The 21,926-nt window shown below is 34.5% G+C and carries 17 protein-coding genes; 9 read left to right on the top strand and 8 right to left on the bottom strand.

The window, feature by feature from the left end; all coding sequences use genetic code 11:
- Nucleotides 1-22 precede the first annotated feature (22 nt).
- Entirely contained in the window at nucleotides 23-2,125 is a 2,103-nt protein-coding gene (locus GQ47_RS17885) for a glycoside hydrolase family 97 protein (protein WP_035651288.1), read from the bottom strand.
- 140 nt (nucleotides 2,126-2,265) lie between these two features.
- Entirely contained in the window at nucleotides 2,266-3,501 is a 1,236-nt protein-coding gene (locus tag GQ47_RS17880; RefSeq protein ID WP_035651284.1) for a PQQ-dependent sugar dehydrogenase, read from the bottom strand.
- A 215-nt stretch (nucleotides 3,502-3,716) separates the two neighbouring features.
- Here GQ47_RS17880 and GQ47_RS17875 point away from each other — a divergent pair, with 215 nt between their 5' ends.
- Together GQ47_RS17875 and GQ47_RS17870 are read left to right on the top strand one after the other, a co-directional pair.
- Nucleotides 3,717-4,610: a dienelactone hydrolase family protein gene (locus GQ47_RS17875; protein WP_035651282.1), complete on the top strand. Its 894-nt coding sequence runs from the start codon at nucleotides 3,717-3,719 to the stop codon at nucleotides 4,608-4,610.
- A 95-nt stretch (nucleotides 4,611-4,705) separates the two neighbouring features.
- Nucleotides 4,706-6,115 carry a MocR-like pyridoxine biosynthesis transcription factor PdxR gene (locus tag GQ47_RS17870; protein WP_035651279.1) on the top strand — a complete coding sequence of 470 codons (1,410 nt, stop codon included), beginning with the start codon at nucleotides 4,706-4,708 and terminating at the stop codon, nucleotides 6,113-6,115.
- A 57-nt stretch (nucleotides 6,116-6,172) separates the two neighbouring features.
- On the opposite strand, the gene GQ47_RS17865 is transcribed toward GQ47_RS17870, so the two are convergent.
- The gene (locus tag GQ47_RS17865) at nucleotides 6,173-6,436 is read right to left on the bottom strand and encodes a DUF2024 family protein (protein WP_035651277.1); all 264 of its coding nucleotides are present in this window, start codon (nucleotides 6,434-6,436) and stop codon (nucleotides 6,173-6,175) included.
- A 197-nt stretch (nucleotides 6,437-6,633) separates the two neighbouring features.
- Here GQ47_RS17865 and GQ47_RS17860 point away from each other — a divergent pair, with 197 nt between their 5' ends.
- The 4 genes from GQ47_RS17860 (at nucleotide 6,634) to GQ47_RS17845 (ending at nucleotide 11,145) form a co-directional block, all read left to right on the top strand.
- A complete protein-coding gene (locus GQ47_RS17860; protein WP_035651274.1) occupies nucleotides 6,634-7,365 on the top strand; it encodes a YggS family pyridoxal phosphate-dependent enzyme in 732 nt (243 codons plus the stop codon).
- Between the two features lie 29 nt (nucleotides 7,366-7,394).
- The gene (locus tag GQ47_RS17855) at nucleotides 7,395-8,111 is read left to right on the top strand and encodes an AAA family ATPase (RefSeq protein WP_035651272.1); all 717 of its coding nucleotides are present in this window, start codon (nucleotides 7,395-7,397) and stop codon (nucleotides 8,109-8,111) included.
- Nucleotides 8,112-8,288: 177 nt separating this feature from the next.
- A complete protein-coding gene (locus GQ47_RS17850; RefSeq protein ID WP_035651271.1) occupies nucleotides 8,289-10,472 on the top strand; it encodes a tetratricopeptide repeat-containing sensor histidine kinase in 2,184 nt (727 codons plus the stop codon).
- A 31-nt stretch (nucleotides 10,473-10,503) separates the two neighbouring features.
- A complete protein-coding gene (locus tag GQ47_RS17845; RefSeq protein ID WP_035651269.1) occupies nucleotides 10,504-11,145 on the top strand; it encodes a response regulator in 642 nt (213 codons plus the stop codon).
- Nucleotides 11,146-11,147: 2 nt separating this feature from the next.
- Here the strand turns inward: GQ47_RS17845 and GQ47_RS17840 are convergent, their stop codons facing one another.
- The 4 genes from GQ47_RS17840 to GQ47_RS17825 form a co-directional block, all read right to left on the bottom strand.
- Nucleotides 11,148-12,065 carry a PorP/SprF family type IX secretion system membrane protein gene (locus tag GQ47_RS17840; protein WP_035651267.1) on the bottom strand — a complete coding sequence of 306 codons (918 nt, stop codon included), beginning with the start codon at nucleotides 12,063-12,065 and terminating at the stop codon, nucleotides 11,148-11,150.
- Nucleotides 12,066-12,068: 3 nt separating this feature from the next.
- Nucleotides 12,069-18,686, bottom strand: a complete 6,618-nt coding sequence (locus GQ47_RS17835; protein WP_193745233.1) for an HYR domain-containing protein — start codon at nucleotides 18,684-18,686, stop codon at nucleotides 12,069-12,071.
- 130 nt (nucleotides 18,687-18,816) lie between these two features.
- Nucleotides 18,817-19,206 carry a helix-turn-helix transcriptional regulator gene (locus GQ47_RS17830; protein ID WP_035651265.1) on the bottom strand — a complete coding sequence of 130 codons (390 nt, stop codon included), beginning with the start codon at nucleotides 19,204-19,206 and terminating at the stop codon, nucleotides 18,817-18,819.
- Nucleotides 19,207-19,437: 231 nt separating this feature from the next.
- A complete protein-coding gene (locus GQ47_RS17825; protein ID WP_035651447.1) occupies nucleotides 19,438-19,842 on the bottom strand; it encodes a hypothetical protein in 405 nt (134 codons plus the stop codon).
- Between the two features lie 367 nt (nucleotides 19,843-20,209).
- Between GQ47_RS17825 and GQ47_RS17820 the strand changes: the two genes are divergently transcribed.
- From GQ47_RS17820 to GQ47_RS17810, 3 genes are read left to right on the top strand one after another with little or no spacing between them, the layout of a single operon-like run.
- Nucleotides 20,210-20,692 carry a hypothetical protein gene (locus GQ47_RS17820; protein ID WP_035651446.1) on the top strand — a complete coding sequence of 161 codons (483 nt, stop codon included), beginning with the start codon at nucleotides 20,210-20,212 and terminating at the stop codon, nucleotides 20,690-20,692.
- Nucleotides 20,693-20,708: 16 nt separating this feature from the next.
- Nucleotides 20,709-21,107, top strand: a complete 399-nt coding sequence (locus GQ47_RS17815) for a hypothetical protein (protein WP_035651263.1) — start codon at nucleotides 20,709-20,711, stop codon at nucleotides 21,105-21,107.
- A gap of 37 nt (nucleotides 21,108-21,144) precedes the next feature.
- Nucleotides 21,145-21,414, top strand: coding sequence for a hypothetical protein (locus GQ47_RS17810; RefSeq protein WP_035651261.1), 270 nt, complete (start codon nucleotides 21,145-21,147; stop codon nucleotides 21,412-21,414).
- Between the two features lie 101 nt (nucleotides 21,415-21,515).
- Here the strand turns inward: GQ47_RS17810 and GQ47_RS17805 are convergent, their stop codons facing one another.
- Nucleotides 21,516-21,887, bottom strand: a complete 372-nt coding sequence (locus tag GQ47_RS17805; protein ID WP_035651260.1) for a SpoIIAA family protein — start codon at nucleotides 21,885-21,887, stop codon at nucleotides 21,516-21,518.
- Nucleotides 21,888-21,926 lie beyond the last annotated feature (39 nt).

Raw genomic sequence — 21,926 nt, 5'->3', positions numbered from 1 at the left:
AATTTTTATTTTTTTTTTATTTCTATTTTATCGAAATGGCCACTCCACCGCTAGAAGCCAATTTTTGTTTCAATTTACTTTTACTGTTTACGGTTATTTTTCGAATGTTATACGACTGCGGATTTGTTTTATAATCAGCTGTTTTGCCATCTTCATAAATAGTTGCAGTAAATGATTTTCCTGTCGGAAGAAAACTAAAATCGATTAAAGCTGTGCGTGAATTTTCATCTGTAATACCTCCCACAAACCATTCTTGTTTTCCTTTTGTTTTTCTTGCAATTGTAATATAATCACCTGGTTCTGCTTCCAGAATATAGGTTTCATCCCAATCTAAAGCAACGTCTTTAATAAACTGAAAAGCATCTTTAAATCGGATATAATTTTCAGGCAAATCGGCTGCCATTTGCAACGGACTGTACATTGTTACATACAATGCCAATTGTTTTGCAATTGTTGTACTCAATTTATTTTTCTTAGATCCGTAAACTGATAAATCGCCTTGAAAAATTCCCGGCGTATAATCCATTGGCCCACCCATTAATCTTGTAAATGGCAAAATTGTAGTATGATCAGGATGAATTCCTTCCATCGATTCAAATTCAGTACCACGTGCCGATTCCTGTGCAAACCAGTTTGGATATGTTCTGTGTAAACCAGTTGGACGAACTGCTTCATGTGAATCTACCATAATTTTATGTTTTGCTGCTTCAGTTGCTACATAAGTATAATGATTCACCATTTGCTGACCATCATGATGTTCTCCTCTCGGAATAATTGGACCAACATATCCTGTTTTTACAGCATTATAATTATTGGCGGTCATGAAATCTAAGGCATCGTTTAATTGTCTTTCATATTCTGAAGCAGAAGATGTCGTTTCATGATGCATAATGATTTTTACCTTTTTTTGCTTTGCATATTCGCTTAGTTCTTTTACATCAAAATCTGGATATGCTTTTGTAAAACTGTAAATTCGCTCTTTTTTAAAAGCTGTATTATCCTCCCAGCCTTCATTCCATCCTTCAACCAAAACAGCATCAAAACCATTTGAAGAAGCAAAATCAATATATTCTTTAACATGCTTGGTATTTGCTCCGTGCGTATTATTTGGTTTTAATTTAGAAAAATCAGTCTTGCCAATTACGACATCCTGATTATCAGAATAAGCCCAAGTCGATCCTCCGCCTGTAAAATATTCCCACCAAACGCCAATATATTTTACGGGTTTAATCCACGAAACATCTTCATATTTACAAGGCTCATTAAGATTTAATATCATTTTTGAAGCCAATATATTGCGGGCATCGTCACTGACTACAATTGTTCTCCAAGGTGTAAAACTTCCGGTCTGGATATATCCTTTATTGCCCACTGCATCGGGAACAAGATGTGAACTCAATGAAAAAGTTTTATCGTTTACATTCAGGCACATTGCCGGATAATTTTTTAAAGCTGCTTCGTGAATATTAATATAAAGTCCCTCATTCGTCTTCATCATCAGCGGTGTCTGTGTAGCTAAATTTTTAATCGTAGTCTGTGCGGCTAACGGTACATGCACAGCATCATAAACTAAAGCCTGCATTTCAGATATTTTTGAAGTCGTATAACTGTATTCGTTTGTATCATAATCGCCCGGAATCCAGAAAAGTTTATGATCTCCAGTCAGATTAAATTCGGTTGTTTCTTCCTGAATTATAAAATGACGCAAATTTTCCTGAACAGGAAATTCATAGCGAAAACCTAATCCGTCATTAAACAAACGAAAACATACTATCAGCTTTCTTTTGCTTTTTTCCTGCTCTAATGAAACTTTCATTTCATTATAATTGTTTTTGATTTCTTTTTGTTCTCCAAGAACGGGTTGCCAAACACTATTTTCCGACTGAAATTGAGTATCAGTAATCTTAAAATCTTTATTTAGCAAAATATCTGATTTCAAAATAAACCCCATTTTACTTTTCTTCAATACTTCTTTTTCCTTAAAATTCAAAGAATAAACAGGACTTCCAGCTGAATCTAAATGAAATTCCAGCCTCAAATTTCCATCAGGTGATTTTAATTCTTGTGCATTTGTAAACAGGTTTAAAACAAAAATAAACAGGCAACTAAATAATATCTTCTTCATGTAAAGTAAAATAAAAACATTCCTAAATCGATTTAGTAAAAGTAATAAAATTTATAAAACTCAAATACTTTATTTCAAAAAAAAGATTTTGCATTAAAAAAACGCTGCTGATTTTTTATTCTCAGCAGCGTTTTTAGTTTTTATTTCTTGTCAATTTTATAGAGTCGGCCTTGATCTGTTACCGCATAAAGCGCGCCATCATTTCCTTGTGTAATATCTCTGAAACGTTGACCTTCTGAAGCCAATAATCGCTCTTCTCCAACAACTTTGTTATTTTCAATTGCAAGTCTAACAATGTGCATACCGCTTAAAGCTCCAATAAATAAATTGTTTTCCCATTCTGGAACACGATTGCCTGTATAAAATGTCATACCGCTTGGAGAAACAACAGGATCCCAATAATAAACAGGCTGTTCCATTCCGCTTTGTTGCTGGATTCCTGCTCCTACTTTTTCACCGCTATATTCAATTCCGTATGTAATAGTTGGCCAGCCAAAATTTGCGCCAGCTTTTAATCTGTTGATTTCATCTCCGCCTCTAGGGCCATGCTCGCTTTCCCAAATTTCTCCAGTTACTGGATGAAGTGCCAATCCTTGCGGATTTCTATGTCCGATGCTGTATAATTCTGATAAAGCTCCAGTTCCTGTAAAAATAGGATTTCCAGAAGCAGCTTGTCCTTCTTTAGTCAATCGTACAACTTTTCCAAGACCAGAAGAAACAGATTGTGCCAAAGGACGAGTTTCTAAAACAGAGCGTTCTCCTGTACTTACAACAAGATTTCCAGTTTTATCAAAAAGAATTCTTCCTCCATAATGCAAATTACTAGGATTTGCAGGTTTTGCTCGGTAAATAACAGTTATTCCTTCAATTGTTTTTTCATCAGTAGCTAATTTTCCTTTGGCTACAGCCGTATTATTTCCGCCTGTAGTCGATTCAGAATAAACCCAATAAATCATTTTATTTGATGCAAAATCCGGATCAAGACATAAACCAAGTAAACCTCCTTGCCCTGAAGCATTAACAGCAGGAAGTCCGGTAATCGGGCTGCTTACAACACCAGCTGTTGTGACAATACGCATTTGCCCCGCTTTTTCAGTGATTAAAAGTCGGCCGTCAGGAAGCATTTTTACGCCCCACGGACTTGCCAATGCACTTGTTACCACAACGCCTTCGTAGCTGGTATTGGTTTTAATTCCGCCAATTCTCGTTTGTCCAGCAAATGCAGGCGTATAAGCACTATTAGGAGCATTTGTTTCTACTGGATCTGTAGCAGTTCCCGGATCTACAGGATTATCTTTATCATTAGAACAACTAGAGCAGCTTAACGACATAAAAAATATTAGAGAAAGCGCAAGTGAGCAGGTTATCTTTTTCATCTTATTTGATTATTTAAAATTTAAAAACAGTTTTGGGTTAATGTTATCCAAATTTCTAAAATAGAAATCGGAATACTTTACATAATTTACATCAGAAGTTATACAATTATATATAACGCTGATAATGTGCACTGTATTTCAAAACAAGTATGAATTAAATCAACTTTAAAAGTAATCAATTAATTTCCTAAATTAGTTTTCAAAATTAAAAAGCTATGGACAAAATAACCAAAGAAGATATCAGTCAGGAAGTATTCGATTTATACGATGACTATGCTCACAATAAAATTGACCGCCGAATATTTATTGAGAAATTATCCATTTTTGCGGTTGGAACATTAACACTTCCATCGCTTTTAAGTTTTATGACACCAAATTATGTCGACAGCATTTTAATTCAGCCCACAGATCCAAGATTAAAAACCGGCTATATCAATTATGATTCTCCAAAAGGCGGCGGAAGCATTAAAGGCCTTTTATCACAACCAGCAGAAACCAAAAAGAAATTACCAGGAATAATTGTAGTTCATGAAAACCGAGGCCTAAATCCTTATATTGAAGATGTTGGAAGAAGAGCCGCAATTGAAGGTTTCATTACACTTGCGCCAGATGCCCTATCACCTTTAGGCGGTTATCCGGGCAATGACGATGCCGGAAGGGAATTGCAAAAGAAACGTACTCGCGAAGAAATGCTGGAAGATTTTATTGCCGCTTTTGAATATTTAAAATCGCATAAGGACTGTAATGGTTATATTGGTGTTGTTGGGTTTTGTTTTGGTGGCTGGATTGCCAATATGATGGCGGTTAAATTACCCGATCTAAAAGCGGCAGTTCCCTATTATGGCGGGCAACCAACCGCCGGAGAAGCAGAAAAAATCAAAACCCCGTTAATGCTGCATTACGCAGGTCTTGATACGCGCATAAATGACGGCTGGCCAGCTTTTGAACAAATCCTAAACAAAAATAAAGTAGAAAACACGGCCTACTTTTATGAAGGTGTAAATCATGGATTTCACAACAATACAACGCCAAGATATGATGAAAAATCAGCGACATTATCATGGACAAGAACGATTGATTTTTTCAAATTGAAACTGAAAAAAAAGTAAATTGTTAATACCTAAATATTCTGAATTTCAACTTTAAAATATTGTAAATTTGGACTACCTTTTTAATCAATTTTTAGTCAAAAAAGCTAGTCCAGATGTTGCGTCCTTGGCAATTCGAAATTCAATTAAACAAAAAATCAGATAAAGCACTTTATCTGCAAATTGCCGATGCGATTATAAACACCATAAAATCTGGAAACTTAACTGCCGGTAACGCTCTTCCCGGAAGTCGGAAACTTGCTGAATTACTGAACGTAAATCGAAATACCGTTGTCGAAGCTTTGGATGTTTTGATTGCCGAAGGCTGGCTTATTGCAATAGACAGAAAAGGTACTTTTATTGCAGAAATGCAAACCAATATCATCACAACAAAACCAGAAAAAAAAGCGGATATAAACAAAGAGGAATTAAAGCCTCACCTTGTTTTTGACGACGGACTTCCAGATAGTCGTTTGGCTCCCATGAAGGATTTGGCGCGCGCTTACAGAGAAATATTCAACAGAAAATCACGCTGGCAAATAATGGGTTACAGCAATGAACTTGGCGACATTGAATTTCGGAAAGCAATTGTTCAAATGCTGAATTTTAAAAGAGGACTCAACATCTCATCAGATCAAATTTGCATAACACGAGGCAGTCAAATGGCAATGTATCTGGCTTCGCATAGTCTTTTTTCAAAAGGAGATTTTGTTATGGTCGAAAATCCGGGCTACAAACCTGCTTGGGAAACTTTTGAAAATGCAGGCGCCACTTTACTCCCAATAAATGTCGAAAATGATGGTCTTGCAATTGATGAAGTAGAAAACTATCTCAAAAAATACAAAACAATAAAAGCAATTTATGTAACGCCTCATCACCAGTTTCCTACCACTGTCACCATGAGCCTGAAGAAAAGATTAAAGCTTGTCGAATTATCTAACGAATACGGTTTTACAATCATAGAAGATGATTATGATAATGAATTTCATTTTGGACAACGCCCTATTCTGCCTATTTCAAGTTACGGCAACGTTCAAAATTTCATTTATATTGGTACACTGAGCAAAATTGTGGCGCCAGCGCTGCGTATTGGTTATTTAGCTACTTCTGTTGCAAACATCGAAAAAGTAGCAAAACACAGAAAAATAATCGATGTTCAAGGCGATAATATAATGGAAGAAGCTGTTTTAAATCTCATTAATGAAGGTCAGATAAAACGGCATCTTAAAAAGGCAAACCTCATTTATAAATCTAAAAGAGATCACTTTGAAAAACTTTGTGAGCTATATCTAAAAGATAAAATTACTTACACAAAACCTGAAGGCGGACTGGCTTTTTGGATTGTTCCAAAGTCAGAAATTGACTTGCAGATTGTTTGTGAAAATTTACTCGACAAAGGAATTAAAATAATGAGTCCCGAAAAATTTAGTTTTAAAAACCCTGTTTCTGGCTTACGACTCGGTTATGCCTCACTTACTGAAAAACAAATGGAAGAAGGCATTATTGCTCTTTCAAAACTTTTATAAATAATAGCATAAAGACTGAAATCCCCAAATTTTCAGCCTTTATACCTTAAAAATTAGTTAATTGCAGTTTTCCATTTCAATAATAGAAAAACCGTTTTCTCTAATCTGATTTTCAATTTCAATTGGAGCTTTATCAATATGGCAAAAATTACATTCTTTTGAAGTTAAAGGTTGGCCTTCCTGCGCAACTGATTTAAGGTATGCTTTTCCGAATTCAAAAACCTGATTTGCATCATCTGTATTTTCGTCAACCAAAATATCAAAATGCATAATTTTACCATCTTTTCGGGTTACATAAGTATCCCATACTGCTACTTTCATAATTGTATGTTTTAAACTATTTTTATAGTACTTTTTAGTACTGCAAATTTATTACGGCTTTCAATTTTGCAACTCATCCAGTTTTTTGAATTATATTAAGATTACTGGTCCAGTTCAAAATCAAATCTAAAACTGGACTATTTCAAATAATCAAAACTGGATCTTATTCATCATCCAGATAAGCGTAATTTTGTATTATGAAAGAGGATATTATTTTTAATTTGGAACAGGTTCACAACCGTATCGAAAATGCCTGCAAACTTTCGGGCAGAAATTCGGCAGATGTGAAACTTTTATTGGCGACCAAAACCGTTTCGGCAGAAAAAATCAAGATTGCGATTGAAGCTGGTGAAACTCTGATTGGCGAAAACAAAATGCAGGAACTTCGCGATAAAGATTCTGATTTAAAAAATCTCAATATTGAACGTCATTTTATTGGACATTTACAAACCAATAAAATCAAAGATGTTCTAAAATACGCCACTTGTATTCAATCCATTGATCGACTTAATCTCGCTGAAGAATTAGACAAACAATTGAAAAAGGAAGGCAGAAATCTTGATATTTATGTTCAGCTCAATACTTCTTTTGAAGAAAGCAAATTTGGTCTTCCTCCTTCTGAAGTGATTCCTTTTATAAACAGAATAAAACAGTTTGATACATTAAATATAAAAGGTTTAATGACTATTGGTTTATTAGATGTTGAAAAAGAAAAAATGAGACCATCCCTCCGATTATTGAGAGAAATCAGAGACGAGATTTATGCTGCCGAAATTCATGGAATCAAGGATTTAAAACTTTCAATGGGAATGTCTCAGGATTTAGAATTGGCAATAGCCGAAGGTTCAAATTTGGTCAGAATTGGAACTTCCATCTTTGGAAATCGGTTTTTAGGCAAAGAAATTTGGGATGAAAATATTCCAGAATAAACTTTAATTTTGCACCAAATAAAATTCTAATGAATCTATACGAGCTTACCGTAAACGATACCGAAAAAATTGCGATTCAGGATCTGTTTTTTAGTCCTGAAAACAAAGCGGTTTTAGAACAGACTATAAAAGAGCATCGTTATATTAACGAGCTAAAAAAATACAATCTTCAGGTTGACAATAAAATTTTGCTCCACGGTCATTCTGGTTGTGGCAAAACTACTACTGCAAAAGCCATTGCAACGGCATTAAACAAAGAAATTATTATTGTAAATCTAAGTACGATTATAAATGCGAGAATTGGTGAAACGTCTAAAAATGTAAAAGCCCTTTTTGATAAAGCGGCTCGCGAAAATGCCGTTTTGTTTTTAGATGAATTTGACCAAATTGCCAAAAGTCGCGAAAACGATGACAAAGATGTTGCCGAAATGAAACGTCTTGTCAATACTATTATTCAGTTAATAGATTATTTTCCAGTAAATTGCCTGCTCGTTTGTGCTACTAATTTTTATAACAGCATTGATTCTGCATTATTAAGACGTTTTCAGATTAAACTGAATTTTGAAATGCCAAATGAAAGTCAGTTAGATCTTTATTACGACAAAATCCTGAATCCATTTCCTATTCATTTTCAAGACATTAAAAGAAAATATCACATTTCATATGCCGAAGTGAAAGATTACGTGAACACCACAATGAAAGGATTGATTATAGCCGAATTAGAAGTTTTGCAGAAACAATTCTAAACTTTTCTGTTTTACAGAAATTATATCACAATTTAACCCAAAAAATTGAATTAAAATCAAGTCTTTTTTAATCCTTTTGTAGTACTTTTAAGCGCTAATTAAAATTTTGTAATTTCTTATAAATCCCAAATTTACAAGACTTTAACCTGCTCTACTTTAAGAGCTTAAATTAAGATTATGGCAGTTTATTTTAAAAGACTTCATTTCTGGATGTTCTTGTTCTTTTCTTTTTCTGCGCTGGCTCAGCTTGAAAACGGAAAGAAAACAATCGTGCATAAAAATACTGCCTTAAGCCCCGAAGAAAAAAACATTAAAGCTCTATATGCTTTATACAACAAAGGCGACGAAAAAAAAGCCTATTTAAAAGCACATTCACTACTAAAATCATCTTCCAGCAATAGATCAATTGCTTCAGCAGATTTGCTTTTGGCTTATTATTTTAACAAAAGAGCGCTTGTAGATTCTTCACTTTATTATACCAGACAAGCTTTAAAATTCAATACAACCGTCAATGACTCTCTCAAAAATAGGCTTTTCGGTTTGAGTTATAATTTAATGGCTATCAATTACAAAAAACGCGGTTTATTCGAAGAAAGTAAAAAGTGGCATATTAAAGGAATTGAAGTTTCTCAAAAATACAACGAGAAAAACCTTTATTACACGCACACGCACGGTTTGGCAAAAACATACAGCGATTTAGGAGATTATAAAAAAGCGCTGGAACTTTTTAAAAAGTGCCTTGAGTACAAAGAAGATGAAGAAATCATTCTGGGAAGTTGCATTAACATTGGTGATATTTATTCGGAAATGAAGGAATACGACAATGCTAATTCTTATTATAAAAAAGGAAAAATACTCTGCGAAAAAACCAATAATAATCAAGGAAAAGCTATCATTTTACTTGGACTTGGAGCAAATTATCAGCTACAACACAAACTTGATGAAGCCTTGAAAATGTATCAGGAAGCAGTTCTGATAGCCGATAAAGGTGAACTAAACCAGATTGCGGTGATTGCACGCGGGAATGTTGCCGATATTTATATTGATCAAAAAAAATACAACGAAGCCAAACTTATTTTTTCTGAAGGAATTCAGAAAGCGGTTCAATTTGGTTTCCTGCAAGATCAGGTTCATTTTTATGATGAACTTCGAAAAATTGCCGTTCTGCAAGACGATTATAAAAACGCTTATAATTATCTGGGAAAATCAAATCAGATTAAAGACTCCATTAATAAACTTCAGAAAATAAAAGAAATCAACGAACTTGAAATCAAATACAATACATCTGAAAAAGAGAAAGCAATAAAACAGCTGGAGTTTGAAAATGAAACTAAAAAACTGAGTTTGGCTAATCAGGCTGAAGCGCTAAAAAATATGGGACTTCGGGAAGAAATTACGAAGAAAATAAATGAGAATACGATTTTATTTTTTCAGAATTCAGCCGATAAAAAACGAAATGAAATTAAGCTTCTAAAAAAAGATCAACAATTAAAAACGCTTGAAATTTCGCAACAAAAGAAAAACAGAGCTTTTACAATTCTAGCTTTTCTGATTATTTTAATCCCGATTGCAGGACTTTCATTTCAATACCGAAATCGTCTGAAAAATCAGCGTTTGCTGAATGCCAAACAAATTGAAATCAGCACACAAAGAATTAACGGGATTTTGAAAGATCAGGAATTGAAATTAATAAAAGCTTCAATAAGCGGACAGGATAAAGAACGTGAACGCATTTCGCAGGAACTTCATGATAGTATTGGCGGGAATCTGGCGGCGATAAAACTGCAATTAAACAACCTGAATGAATCAAATTTATCCAATGTTGAAAACCTCAACTCACAACTTGATGAAACGTATCAACAGGTTCGGAATTTGGCGCATAATCTGATTCCGAAGAAATTCAGCAATCATAAATTTTGTGAAGTTTTAGAATCCTATCTGAAGAACATCAGCGAAGCCAGCAAAATTAAAATTTCGTTTACTACTTATCCAAAAACAGAAATAAATGCGATGGATGAAACAATTCAAATTGAAACTTTTAAAATTGTTCAGGAACTTTTGACTAATACGATAAAACATGCAAAAGCCTCAACTGTTGAAGTACAGTTTAACCTCATCGATAATTCGTTCAATATTTTATTTGAAGATAATGGTGTTGGATTTAATACCGAAAATTATTCCCGAGGCATCGGATTTATTAACTTAGAAGCCAGAATTGCAAAACTGAACGGAACTTTCGCTTTGGATTCAAAACTCAAAAGAGGAACAATTGCAAATATTGAAATTCCGATTTTAGATCATTCAAATGTCAAGAAAAATCCTGTTCAGGGAATTCAGATAAAAAATCAGCTTATTAATTAAAACTGGTTTTAATCCCAAAATACCACTTAAAATGAAAAAAATTAACCTGCTTATTGCCGATGATCACACTATGTTTTTACAGGGAATTGTTTCTTTATTGGAACAGGAATCTGAAATAAATATTGTTGGAAAAGCTATAAACGGAATTGAAGCGTTGGAAGTAATAAAAACCAAAAATCCTGATTTGGTTATTCTCGATATCAGTATGCCGGAAATGGATGGAATTGAACTGAGTAAAATTTTGAAAAAAGATTTTCCAGAAATAAAAATTTTGATTGTAAGTACACACAGCAATGTCAAAATTATTTCACGATTAATCAGAATTGGCGTAAATGGCTATTTGCTGAAAAATGCTGAGAAATCTGAGTTATTAAAAGCCATTCATAGCATCGCTTCGGGTGAAAATTATTTTTCCGAAGAAACAGAAGAAAAACATTTGGCAAATCATTTAAAAATTGAAAAACAAGTTTCTGTTTTAACCGAATTAAGTTCGCGCGAAAAAGAGATTTTAGTTTTAATTGCCCACGAATACAATACAGCTGAAATTGCCGAAAAAACTTTTATCAGCCTAAATACTGTAAATACACACCGCCGTAATTTACTATCAAAACTGAATGCAAAAAACACGGCGGGACTTGTAAAATATGCTGTTGAAAATGGTTTGGTTGATTAATTTTATTCAAATCCATTACCAAATCTATAATTTAAAACCAAACCAAAAGTATCCGGAATTACGACATTTTCAAATGATTTATTGTACGTGCAAATGATTCTGAAATTTTCGTTTAAATGAAAACCTGCCAGAAGATTCAAGGTATTTGATGAACGATATCCGCCTCCAAATTCCAGTTTATTTTTATAATTGACCAAAAGATTGAAATCGGCTTGAAAAGGGGCACCTTCAACATATTTGAATAAAACACTTGGATTAATAAGAACTTCTTCAAAACGATTTGTGAAAATTCGATAGCCAAAATAACTGTAATACACATTCTGCAAATTGGTATTATTTTTTGAATTGAAAGTACTGCTTAAAACATTTGGCGCCGAAACTCCGAAGTAAATAGCATCTTTATTATATAGAAAACCAAGTCCAAGAGTTGGCGTAAAACTGTTTACATTTTCCTGAAATTCAGGATCATTTTCTAAACCTAATTGCGTTAGGTTTTCATTGTAAATCATTGCTCCAGCCGTGATTCCAAACGAAATGACATTAGGATCGTATGCCCACCATTTTCCATATTTATAATCAGAATCAAATTTGATTTTATACGAATATGAGCCAAAAAAGGAAGTCGTATTGGTTACTCCAATCTGATCGTGCGATATTCCGGCAGCCAAACCTACTTTTTCTGACCACGACAAAGTATTTAACGAAATATCAAAATTCTTCGGACTTCCGTCAACCGAATTGAAATAACCATTTGTTGTCATCACAATATCTGTATCCGAATAATAGCCCGCGTGCGCCGGATTGATTAAAACTGCATTATAATTGTAACTTGAAAAAACTGGCGTTTGCTGGCCGTAAACGCCATCTATAAAAATGATTATGATGAATAATGCAATAAATACATTTAATTTATTTTTCATGAATTAACGTTTTAAAACAAGGTAACCCTTGAGTTTTTTAAAATGATGAGGCTGATTTACACGGATTTCAAAGAAATAAGTTCCTTCGGGAAGTTCGTTGACTCCTAGTTTTCTGCTTCGGTTGGCGATTCCTGCAAATACATTTGTGGTATTGTTGTAATTATTCATCTCAAAAACCAAATCTCCCCAACGGCTGTAAATCAAAACCTGATTTTGTGGATATTGTGTGATATCATCAATTTCCCAGAAATCATTTATTCCATCATTATTTGGCGAAAAACCGTATTTGGTTTCGTCTTTATCGATTGGTTTTACAACGATTGTGATCTCATCAGTAGTTTCACATCCTAAAGCATTTTTAAAACTTACAGTATAAGTTGTTGTTTCTGTAGCAAAAAATGACGGATTTGCAATTTTGCTATTGCTTAATCCTTTTGAAGGCGACCACGAAAAAGTTCCTGATTCAAGCGCCATAGCATCGAGTTTAACCAATTCTCCTTCATTGACTTCCTGATCTTCTCCGGCATCTGCTACAACTGGATTTGACTGTACTTTAAAGGAACATTTTTTAAGATTATAGCTTTTGTCTACCGCTTTTATTTCTACAATCATTCCTTCTGTAAAAGCGCTTCCAGGCGTTGGTGATTGTGTAACCTCGGGATTTGGATCGAAGTTGTCTTTCACTGTAATCATTTTGGTGAAATCTGGAATTGTTTTGGTATTGCATGCTATTGTTTGATCAGAAAGACACGTGAAAACCGGTGCTTCATTATCGGCAACGACATTGATTATAAACGAACAATTTTTTGAATTTCCGCTGTTATCTGTTGTTGACATTACAACGCTCATTCCGTTTGTGATAGCAGTTCCAGGATTTGGTGTTTGTATAACCGTCAAACCTGAATCGCAATTATCAGTAACCGTAATCATTGAACGATAATCTGGAAGTGGTGTTCCAAAATTCAAGTTTTGATTTTCAATGCAGCTTATAACTGGCGCTGTTACATCTGCGGAAGCGTTAATAATGAAACTGCAATCGGCATAATTTCCAGAAACATCTGTTGCTGTCAATTTTACGGTCATTCCCGATGTAAAAACACTTCCCGCAGCCGGACTTTGTGTAATTATTGGCGAGGCATCACAATTGTCATTCGCTGTAACTAAAGGTGTATAATCTGGAATTACACTACCACATGACAATTCCTGATTTCCAATGCAAGTAATAACGGGTTTCGTCACATCTGCGGAAGCGTTAACTATAAAACTACAATCGGAATAATTTCCTGATGCATCTGTTGCGGTAATTGTAATTGTCATTCCTGATGTAAAAGGACTTCCTGCAACTGGATTTTGCGTCAATATTGGTGAAGCGTCACAATTATCTGTAACCGAAATTAAATTTCTATAATCCGGAATTGTGCTGTTGCAAGCCAATGTTTGATTCCCAATACAAGTGATTACAGGTTTTGTGACATCTGCGGAAGCGTTGACTATAAAACTACAATCTGAATAATTTCCTGAAGCATCAGTTGCTGTAATTGTAATTGTCATTCCGGCTGTGAAAAGACTTCCGGCAACTGGATTTTGCGTCAATATTGGCGAAGCATCGCAATTATCCGTAACTGAAATTAAACTTCTATAATCTGGAATTGTGCTGTTACAGGACAATGTCTGATTTCCAATGCAAGTGATTACCGGTTTTGTGACATCCGCGGAAGCGTTGATTATAAAACTGCAATCGGAATAATTTCCTGATGCATCTGTTGCGGTAATTGTAACCGTCATTCCTGATGTAAAAGGACTTCCTGCTACTGGATTTTGAGTCAATATTGGCGAAGCGTCACAATTATCTGTAACCGAAATTAAATTTCTATAATCGGGAATTGTACTGTTGCAAGCCAATGTTTGGTTTCCAATACAAGTGATAACCGGTTTTGTAACATCTGTGGAAGCGTTAATTATAAAACTACAATCGGAATAATTTCCTGAAACGTCTGTTGCCGTAATTGTAATTGTCATTCCAGCCATAAAAGGATTTCCTGCAACTGGATTTTGCGTCAATATTGGCGAAGCGTCACAATTATCTGTAACTGAAATTAAACTTCTATAATCTGGAATTGTACTGTTGCAAGCCAATGTTTGATTTCCAATACAAGTGATTACCGGTTTTGTGACATCTGCGGAAGCGTTGATTATAAAACTACAATCGGAATAATTTCCTGATGCATCAGTTGCTGTAATTGTAATTGTCATTCCTGATGTAAAAGGACTTCCTGCTACTGGATTTTGAGTCAATATTGGCGAAGCATCGCAATTATCTGTTACCGAAATTAAACTTCTATAATCTGGAATAGTACTGTTGCAAGACAAAGTCTGATTTCCAATGCAAGTAATTACCGGTTTTGTAACATCTGCGGAAGCGTTAACTAGAAAACTACAATCGGAATAATTTCCTGAAACATCTGTTGCTCTAATTGTAACGGTTATTCCTGATGTAAAAGGGCTTCCCGGTAGAGGATTTTGAGTATATGTGATTGTTCCTGCACAGTTATCAGTTGCAGTTACAGAACTTCTGTAATCTGGTAAAACATTTCCACAAGCCAAAGTCTTATTTCCTGTGCATGCAATTACTGGTTTTGTCACATCTGGCGTTGCATTGTGTATGATAAAATCGCAGAAGGATGAATTTCCGGATTCATCTGTGTATTTGATATGGACTGGCATTCCGTCATAAAATGGTGTTCCATCAGCAGGAGTCATTTCGTAATGTACTGTTTCACTGCAATTATCCGCGAGATTCATCATGGGATCAATTGCATAATTTGGCGTTACATCACCACAATTCAGGGTTACATTTGTTGGACAAGTGAAAGTTGGTGGTTGATTGTCTGCGCCAGAAGCGGTTAATGTAATACTGCAATGACTTTCGTTTCCTGCATCATCTTTTGCAGTAAAGTTAATCTGCATTCCATCAAAAAATGTAGAGCCTGCACCTGGAAATTGCGTAACATCAATACTTGTATCTGTATCATCAGAAACAATTAACTGATTTAAATAATTTGGAACCAAAGATCCACACGCCAATTGCTGATCGCCAGGGCAAGTTAAAGAAGGAGGCAAAATGTCGCTACCAGATGAAATAGTAAAAGTGCATATTGCAAAATTAGTTTTAGCATCAGTTGCTTTTAAAGTTATGGTTTGTGTTCCTCCTGTGTAAATAGTTCCAGGAATCGGCGTTTGTTCGATTAAGGGATTTGTATCACAATTATCTGTAACGATTATTGTGGTTTTATAATCTGGAATGGCATCGCCAATATTCAAATTTTGATTTACAGGACAATTTGTAATAACAGGCTTTTCAGTGTCTTCAATTTTCTTTCCGTAAATAACATAAACATAACCAGGCAAATAGTTGGGCTGTATAGAATAGTAATGCATTCCTCGTCCAACGATAATATCGTAAATTCCGTCATGATTTATATCGCCGGCAAAATTCAATGCATCGGGATAAAACGAATTCATACTTATACCCTCTTTTAGGGTCAAAGTATTAATATCTACAGTCGCAGTCCATGTACTTTTTCCGTAGTAAATCGTAAAACCATTTCCGAATCTGTAAAGAAAATCATCAAAGCCATCCTTATTAAAATCTCCGCCTCCACTAAAAACCTCAGAAAAACCATTGTTTAGGAATTTTGTTCCATTTGTTCCATTCAGATCTTTTAAATCTACTTTTGAAGGAAAAGAATTCTTTCCGAACAAAATATAATTTCCGGTGATCAAAATATCGCCAATACCGTCGCCATTCATATCGCCTCCTTTGTCAATTCCCATACCTTCAAATAAAGGGTCAACAGAGTTCTCAATTATAAATCCGTTTGTTCCGTTTAAATCTGCTGTGCTTAGAGATGCAGGAAAATTGGAAGAACGTCCAAAAACAACATACTTTCTGATAGCCGGCGAATCATCTCCCGTTCCTATTCCAATATCTGGAATTCCGTCACCATTCACATCACCCAAACCAGAAATTTGCCTTCCTGTTGTTCCTGCTGTCGCGTCACCTTTTATAAGAAAACCGTTTGTACCGTTAATTTGATTGGTACGCAAAACAGCCGGAAAAGCCGAATGTGAACCATAAACCACGAAAACATTTCCTGCCTGCCAACCACTTCCATTATCCACAGTTCCTAAGTCGTCGATGCCGTCGCCATTTATATCTCCAAGGGCCGTTACGTTAATTCCAACTGCTGAATAACCTGTTGTTCCGATTAATGCAAATCCGTTTGTCCCATTTAAAGAAGACAAAAAGAATTCTGCCGGAAAACCCGATGCTTTTCCAAAAACTACATAAACATGGCCGACTTCATTTCCATAAGTAGTATGTCGATAAGGATCGCTGATCATAAAATCACCAATTCCGTCGCCGTTTATATCTCCAGCGGCGCTTACATCATAACCTGTTACCGGAAAATTAGTCTGAGGCAAATCATTTCGGATAATAAAACCATTTGTGCCATTCAATAAAGCCAAATCAACATTTGGCGGAAAACCTGTTGCTGTACCATAAACTACATATCCGGCTCCATTGAGTGTTCTATATATATTTTCGTATTGACCACTTGTACTTTCATACGTTCCGGGTGCACCAATAATAAAATCGGTTATTCCATCACCATTGACATCACCAGCTGTATTTACACTTGCTCCTGCAGAACCTGCGGCTTTTTCTCCATAAACTGTAAAACCTATTTTTCCGTCTAAATCGGAATATCTTAGATAAGGCGTTTTACAATCAAAAACTGGAATGTTGGTTTTAAGTTTTACTAAAAATGTGCATGAATTTACGTTTCCAGACTCATCTTTAATTGTTATGGTAACATTTGTATCAGCCGTAAAAAGAGTTCCTTCCGGCGGGTTTTGAGTAAAAACCAAATCATTAATATCAGTACAATTGTCTGAAATGATTCCTAGATTATGAACGTAATTTGGAAGAGTGGAATTTGCATACAATTCCATTCCCGTAGGGCAATTTATTACTGGCGGAACAGCATCTGTACGATCTGTTTTTTCTCCATAAAAAATATAGGCTTTTCCTTTAAGTCCGTAGATTGCATTTGTTCCGTTTGCTCCAACGACAAAATCATTTGTTCCATCGGCATTAATATCGCCAATTCCGCTTACATCAATTCCGAAATTATAAAATGAATAATAACTTTCATCGTTAAAAACCTGATATCCTTTTGCTCCGGTAATTTGATTCCCGCTCATAATGCCTGCCGCTGTTGTTCCCCCAAAAACAACGTACGCGGCACCATTATTCGCTCGTCCGCCTTTTTTGGCGGCAATTATGATATCGTTTTTCCCATCATTATTTATATCTCTAACCGAATTTACTTTGTATCCAAAATATTCATAAGCGTTTTTTCCCTGAAAAATTACAGCCGTACTTGCATTTAAAGTACTGTTGGAAAAAATAGCAGGAAATGCTGTGCTTCTTCCAAAAAGAACTATAGCTTCACCTGCCTGCGCAGCTCCATTAACCGTTTTTCCATATCCGCTTATTAAAACGTCGTCAATACCATCTGCATTAAAATCTTTTACACCAGCAACTGAACTTCCTAAATAATTATAATCGCCCGTTCCGGTTATTGCAAAACCTTCTGTAGCGCCCATTGTATCTAAACTATAAAGTGCTGCATAGGGCGTACTTTTTCCGAACCAAACTACTACTCGTCCATTATTTGAATAACCGCCGTCGCTAAATCCCGGAAGACCAAAAATCAAATCATCCCTTCCATCGTTATTGATGTCGCCTGCGTTTCGACCCACTGCAGTTGTGCCTAAAAAAGAAATATGATAACCGCCAATTATAAACCCGTCGGAACCGTTTAATGTATTTGTGTTTAGATTTGTAAGTCCGGTTTTTCCAAAAACAATAACATAATGAACATAAAATCCGCCGTCAATTGTTAAAAGTACATCGCTGATTCCGTCGTGGTTCATATCGCCTGCTTTGCTTACATCGACGATTTCTGTATATGTCGCAGAATTAACTAAGAAAGCGGCACTATTTGAGGTGTTTAAATCGGTTCGGTTATAAAGAGATAAAAATGACGAAGAAGAACCATAAAAAACATAAGCAGTTGCTTGATTGCCAATTTTGTTTCCTATAATAATGTCATCAATACCATCATTATTTAAATCGCCTGCATCACTAATTACTGCTCCCAATCGCTCATTTGCATTAACTCCTCTTATAACGAATCCATTTGTTCCGTTTAAAGTTGTAACTTCAAAAGTGCTGATTGAAAGTCCTGCTTTTCCAAAAATGACATAAATTTCTCCAACATTTGCATTTCCTCCAAAATCTACATTTGGAGCGCCAATCATTAGGTCATCAATTCCATCGTTATTGATATCTCCGGCGCTTTTTACACTTTTTCCTAAATCATCGGCTGCGGCTTTTCCTTCGACAGAAAAACCATTAAATCCCTGTAAAGCGGACATCGGAATTTGCGGACAACCATTCTGGCTATAAGCAGTTAGTATTCCTGCAAAAAACGCGGTAAGAAGAATTGGAAACCTGGTTGCTTTTTTGAAAACAATTGTGATATTTTTCATTCTGCTGCTATATGTTTTACCTCTTTTCATAAAGGGCAAAACTATAATTCGAATAAATTTCTCACATCATTATAAATAATGATTTTTGCTATGCAGAATTATTTGCTTTAATTATCTTTTTATTTAAAATCTAAAGCGGACCAAATTTTTCTTTGTAGCGCTCTAACTCGGCTTCTGTTTTAGCGAGAAGTTTCTCGAGAAGCATGATTTTGTCTTCATACAAAAGTTTTAATGTCGCTGAATTTTCGTCGGTATTAATCAAAATACTTCCGTTGTTATTTCCTATTACTTTATTAAAACTGCTAAAGTATCTTTCACTATCAAAACTTAAAATATCTTCTACACTTACTTCTAAAATGCGGGCAATCTCGACCAGTTTCACATAAGATAAAATGGTTTTACCTTTTTCAATTTTACTATAACCTGCCTGAGTCACGCCAAGTTGTTCCGCCATATATTCCTGAGTGTAATTTTTTAATTCACGTATGCTTTTAATTTTGTTTTTAATCGAAGTGGCCATATTTTTGATTTGGGATCTGGCTTAGCAAATACAGCCCAATATTAAATTTTAATATTGCTGCTAAACCGAATTTAAAATGGATTCTAAAGCTACTTCATTCGTAGGTTAATGAAGCAGTTTTTATCGTTATTTTTTCTTTGTAGTTATAATAAACCCGTATACAACAGCAATAACGATAAGAGCTAAGTCGTACTGGGGAATTCCGGATATTTTCATTTTTAGATTATAAAATTATGCGGTTTTCTTTGTGATGCGCTCAAACTGAATATTTACATATTCTTCAATTTGTTTGCTCATATAATTTTTGTCTTTTCCTTTAATTTTTACAATAATTTCTTTTTGATAACAATCCCGAACTAAAACATAATAATCGAATTCTGCCGAATCATGAAATCGTAAAATAATTAGAATTGTAAAAGATAAAAGTGCCGGAATTACATAATACAAGTCTGCTATTTTTGTAAAAAGCATACAATAATAGGTTGCAGCTGTAACGAGAACAAATAAACCGTTTATTAAAAAATAATTTCTCTTTTTACGAATTAAACCGAGTTCGGCTATTTCATCAAAAGCATATTGCCATTTCCTTTTACTGTAGCAAAAATGGACTTGAGTCTGGGTAAGTGTAAGGAACATAAAATTAGAAGGTAAAAAAGATTTTGGATTTTTTTTCTGAGCTCTTACTGTAAATAAAAAGCTCAAACGCAATATTACGCAATACCTTCTTTTTTTTCTTACAATCTCTCTTATAGAATATAACTGAGAGTTATAATTCAGTACAAAAATGTAAAATATTACTTATAATCCATTTCAATTCAGTACAATAACTCATACTTTTATAAAATGTCTTTATTTGCTTTTTTAGCCATAAAAATATAAGCAACTGTTAATTATGCAACTATAATTAAGATTCCTATAAGAACTTATGCCAGCTAAGTTCGTAAATTTGCAAAATACCGATTCGCATCCAGAAAAAGATAACAGCAACTTAAAAAACAGCGTTATGGAAAAGTATCACAACCCCGATTATAATCAGCATGATCCTGATTTCATCGAACAAAATATTATCGTTAATGGTTCTTTTAATGAAGACGAATTCAGAGAAGATTTAAAAAATCAGGAACATCATGAATTTGGCCAAAGTGATCCCGATTATATTGATCAAAATACTATTATTGATACCGATAATTATTCCAGAAATGAAAATCCGTATCAATATCAGGACGAATTTATTGATGATCCAAGACATTTGTCTCCAGATTTTGAAAGCCATTCTATAAAAGCCGAAAATATTCCAAATCAGGATCGTGTCGTAAATGAAGATGACGCCATTACAAATGATGAAAGAAGAAATGATTTTGAACCTGATTCGGATTATGAAAGCAATACAGATTTCGAAAATGATCACGACTTAGACCACGATGATACCGAAGATTTAAATGATTTTGATGCAGAACATTATCCTGAAAATCATCCAAGAGCGTAATCAATTACATTAAAATATGGATTTGATCTCGCAAATTATATGGCTTTTTGTTTTAGCTGTTCCAATCGCTTGTATCAGCTGGACAGTAACGCACGAGGAAATTTTTAGAGAACCGCGCGAATGGTGTGTCAGACATTCAAAATTCGACAAAACAATTCTGTCACGAAAAGCGTTTTACCTTTTCACTTGCGAATATTGTTTTAGTCATTATGTCACAATTGCATTTTTAGTGTTTTGTGATTATAAACTTTTGTTAAATGACTGGCGTGGCTACATTTTGGCAGGATTCTCGCTGGTTTTTATGGCAAATATTTACATGAGTCTTTTTGCTTTGCTTCGACAGGCTATTAAAAAAGAAAAAGCCGAAATTGAAAAGATTGAGAATGATACAGACAATGAAAAATCGTCTAATTAAATATAAAGTTAGTTTAATTAAATAAATTATTATAATTATGGAAAATTTGAATTTTATAGATCCTTTATTGCACGGAATAACGCCAAATCCGGCTTCTAAATTATCAGTGAAAAACTTAGTTTGTGCTGGAATTGGAGCACTTTTAGTTGGTGCAGTTTTAAAGAAAACCGGGCATAATAAATCGGCAGCAGTTGTTGGAAGTATAGCACTACCCCTTTTAACTACAGCTTGCTACAAACAAATCTCAAAATCATACAAAGCAAAAAAAGAACTTACAGAAAGCAGCGGAATTGAATATAATCATTAATTTTTTTTCTGCTTAACTCTAAATAAAAAAGCGCAAATTCAAATGGATTTGCGCTTTTTTATTATTTGATTTCTGCTGAGAAACCTAAAACAAATAAAAATTTAAATATTAATATTTCCTTCAACCCAATTTAAGGCTTTATTGAAATTTTCTTTCTTAAACCCATGAAATTCGCCTGGAACTACAAAACTAAATCCATTTGTGAAAGAAATAATATCTTCTGAATCTGAAATTATAGCCGCTCTGTTCCATTTTCCAAGATGTTTTAAGCCAAGCAACGCATCCTGAAGCCAGGCTCCAACAGTGAAATTCTCAATATCGGTATCCAGAACCAATAAAAAATTAATTTCGTTTGTCTGTTTAACCAAATGTTCAACTGCAGGAACTACAGTGCTCAAAAAATCTTCTTTTGTTACTTCTGCCAAAGCTCTAAAAGCAACAACATTATCAGTGGTATCAATTTGATGTATCATAATTGTATTATTTTTGAATGTTATTTAATTTCGAAATTA

The sequence above is a fragment of the Flavobacterium sp. ASV13 genome, assembly GCF_000745775.1.
Taxonomy (GTDB): domain Bacteria; phylum Bacteroidota; class Bacteroidia; order Flavobacteriales; family Flavobacteriaceae; genus Flavobacterium.
Note: the sequence above shows the minus strand (reverse complement) of the source record. Positions and strands in the feature narration are given on the sequence as shown.

Excerpts from the sequence above, each read along its gene's own strand:
- GQ47_RS17885 (WP_035651288.1), bottom strand. The coding sequence starts at position 2,125 with ATGAAGAAGATATTATTTAGTTGCCTGTTTATTTTTGTTTTAAACCTG.
- GQ47_RS17880 (WP_035651284.1), bottom strand. The coding sequence starts at position 3,501 with ATGAAAAAGATAACCTGCTCACTTGCGCTTTCTCTAATATTTTTTATG.
- GQ47_RS17875 (WP_035651282.1), top strand. The coding sequence starts at position 3,717 with ATGGACAAAATAACCAAAGAAGATATCAGTCAGGAAGTATTCGATTTA.
- GQ47_RS17870 (WP_035651279.1), top strand. The coding sequence starts at position 4,706 with ATGTTGCGTCCTTGGCAATTCGAAATTCAATTAAACAAAAAATCAGAT.
- GQ47_RS17865 (WP_035651277.1), bottom strand. The coding sequence starts at position 6,436 with ATGAAAGTAGCAGTATGGGATACTTATGTAACCCGAAAAGATGGTAAA.
- GQ47_RS17860 (WP_035651274.1), top strand. The coding sequence starts at position 6,634 with ATGAAAGAGGATATTATTTTTAATTTGGAACAGGTTCACAACCGTATC.
- GQ47_RS17855 (WP_035651272.1), top strand. The coding sequence starts at position 7,395 with ATGAATCTATACGAGCTTACCGTAAACGATACCGAAAAAATTGCGATT.
- GQ47_RS17850 (WP_035651271.1), top strand. The coding sequence starts at position 8,289 with ATGGCAGTTTATTTTAAAAGACTTCATTTCTGGATGTTCTTGTTCTTT.
- GQ47_RS17845 (WP_035651269.1), top strand. The coding sequence starts at position 10,504 with ATGAAAAAAATTAACCTGCTTATTGCCGATGATCACACTATGTTTTTA.
- GQ47_RS17840 (WP_035651267.1), bottom strand. The coding sequence starts at position 12,065 with ATGAAAAATAAATTAAATGTATTTATTGCATTATTCATCATAATCATT.
- GQ47_RS17835 (WP_193745233.1), bottom strand. The coding sequence starts at position 18,686 with ATGAAAAATATCACAATTGTTTTCAAAAAAGCAACCAGGTTTCCAATT.
- GQ47_RS17830 (WP_035651265.1), bottom strand. The coding sequence starts at position 19,206 with ATGGCCACTTCGATTAAAAACAAAATTAAAAGCATACGTGAATTAAAA.
- GQ47_RS17825 (WP_035651447.1), bottom strand. The coding sequence starts at position 19,842 with ATGTTCCTTACACTTACCCAGACTCAAGTCCATTTTTGCTACAGTAAA.
- GQ47_RS17820 (WP_035651446.1), top strand. The coding sequence starts at position 20,210 with ATGGAAAAGTATCACAACCCCGATTATAATCAGCATGATCCTGATTTC.
- GQ47_RS17815 (WP_035651263.1), top strand. The coding sequence starts at position 20,709 with ATGGATTTGATCTCGCAAATTATATGGCTTTTTGTTTTAGCTGTTCCA.
- GQ47_RS17810 (WP_035651261.1), top strand. The coding sequence starts at position 21,145 with ATGGAAAATTTGAATTTTATAGATCCTTTATTGCACGGAATAACGCCA.
- GQ47_RS17805 (WP_035651260.1), bottom strand. The coding sequence starts at position 21,887 with ATGATACATCAAATTGATACCACTGATAATGTTGTTGCTTTTAGAGCT.